Annotated in this window: 1 protein-coding gene; it reads left to right on the forward strand. The window is 70.4% G+C overall.

The features are described from left to right. Nucleotides 1–16: 16 nt before the first annotated feature. Nucleotides 17–1,668 (forward strand): condensation domain-containing protein (locus tag ACIPEK_RS46650; RefSeq protein ID WP_402009125.1); only part of this gene is annotated, 1,652 nt, incomplete at its 3' end.

Here is a 1,668-nt window from a genome sequence, read left to right on the forward strand (position 1 = left end):
GCGGTTGCCGGAGTACATGGTTCCGTCGGTATTCGTGGAGCTGAGCGAACTCCCGCTGACCGCCAACGGCAAACTCGACCACGCAGCACTGCCCGAACCGCACGTCGACCAGTCCGACCTCGACGAATTCATGTCCCCGGTCACCACGACCGAGGAACTCCTGGCCGACGCCTGGGCCGAGGTCCTCGGCGTGGACCGGGTCGGCGTGGACGACAACTTCTTCGACCTGGGCGGCCACTCGCTGGTCGCCACACAGGCGGTCTCCCGTATCCGCGAGGTGTTCGGCGTCAAGGTGCCGCTCTCGGCACTCTTCAACGAGCCGACGCTGCGCGGCCTGGCCGCGGTCGTCGAGCGTTCCGCCCGTGACGTGGCGCCGCCCGTGACACGGATCGACCGGGAGCGGACGATCCCTGCCTCCTTCGCCCAGCAGCGCCTCTGGTTCCTCGACCAGTTCGACCCCGGCTCCGCCGAGTACATCTCCCCGCTGCACCTGCGCCTGCGAGGCGCCCTGGACGTGGCGGCGTTGCGTGCGGCGTTGGGTGGGGTGGTGGCGCGGCACGAGGTGCTGCGGACGCGTCTGGTGGCGGACGCGGAGGGTGTGGCGCATCAGGTGATCGATGAGCCGGCGCCGTTCGAGCTGCGGGTGGTGGAGGTGCCGGCGGGTGCGGACCCGGTGGTCGCGGTGCGGGGCGTGGTCGCGGCGGATGCGCAGGTGCCGTTCGACCTGGCGCGCGGGCCGCTGCTGCGGGCGACCCTGATCAGGGTCGCCGCACAGGAGCACGTGCTGGCGCTGTCCATGCACCACGTGGTGTCGGACGAGTGGTCGGGACGCATCCTGCGCCGCGAACTCGTCGCCCTGTACGAGGCGTTCCGCGCGGGTGCCCCGGACCCGCTGCCGCCGCTGGAGATCCAGTACGCCGACTTCGCGGTCTGGCAGCGCCAGTGGCTGACCGGCGACGTCCTCGACACCCAGCTCGCCTACTGGCGCGACCGGCTCAGCGGCATACCCACCCTCGAACTCCCCACCGACCGCCCACGCCCCCCGGTCCGATCGGCGGACGGCGGAGTCGTCGAGTTCCGCGTGTCCGTGGAAGCGGCGAGGCGGTTGCGTGCCCTCTCACGCGCGCACGGCGTGACCATGTCGATGACCTTGCTGGCAGCCTTCAGCCTCCTGCTGGGGCGGTATGCGAACACCGACGACGTGGTGGTCGGCACCCCGGTCGCAAACCGGAACCGGAGCGAGACCGAGAGCCTCATCGGCTTCTTCGTCAACACGCTCGTCATGCGCACGGACCTGTCAGGCGACCCCACGTTCGGTGAGCTCCTGGGTCGGGTGCGCGAGACCGCACTCGGTGCGTACGCCCACCAGGACCTGCCGTTCGAGCAGCTCGTGGACGAGCTGGTCGTCGAACGCGACCGGTCACGCAGCCCGCTCTTCCAAGTCCTCTTCAACTACGACACCGCGGAAACGGCGACGGGCACGGTCCACCGGAGTTCCGACCTCCTCTGGGAGGGCGGCGCTGACCTCACCGCTGAGTACTCGGCCAGCCGTCCCATGCTGGTGAGTGTCGATCTGGCGGTCAGGGTGGGGGACAGCGGCGATGGTCTGGTGGGCGAGGTGCAGTACTGCACCGCCCTGTTCGGCGCGGCGACGGTGCAGCGCCTGGC

It is taken from the genome of Streptomyces sp. NPDC088246 (genome assembly GCF_044741025.1).
In the GTDB taxonomy this organism is placed as follows: Bacteria; Actinomycetota; Actinomycetes; order Streptomycetales; family Streptomycetaceae; genus Streptomyces.